The 509-nt window shown below is 45.8% G+C and carries 1 pseudogene; it reads right to left on the bottom strand.

The features are described from left to right. A pseudogene (locus ACWHAR_RS32360) lies at positions 1 to 509 on the bottom strand (UDP-N-acetylglucosamine 1-carboxyvinyltransferase); the annotation flags it as partial.

Raw genomic sequence — 509 nt, 5'->3', positions numbered from 1 at the left:
CACGCAGACCTTCACCTTCATCCTTAATTGTTACACCCATCTCTTCCATTTTTGCAATTAAAGAGGTGAGGTGTTCAGGAACGGCTCCTTTTACTAATACGTTTCCTTCAGTGATTGCAGCAGCAACCATAAATGTGCCCGCTTCAATGCGGTCAGGAATAATATGGTGTTTTACGCCGTGAAGCTTTTCGACTCCTTCAATTTTGATGGTGCCGGTGCCAGCTCCGCGGATTTTTCCGCCCATGCCGTTGATATAGTTTGCTAAATCAACGATTTCGGGTTCTTTTGCCACGTTTTCCAGCGTTGTTGTTCCTTCAGCTAGAGCGGCTGCCATAATCAGGTTCTCTGTAGCTCCTACACTTGGGAAGTCCAGATAAATTTTTGCGCCTTGCAGTCGGCCTTTTACTTCAGCTTCAATGAAGCCATTACCAACTTTGATTTCTGCGCCCATTGCTTCAAAACCTTTTAAATGCTGATCAATCGGTCTGGAACCAATTGCGCATCCGCCA

The organism is Bacillus sp. LR--39, assembly GCF_053613335.1.
This window is presented reverse-complemented; position numbering and strand designations above follow the sequence as displayed.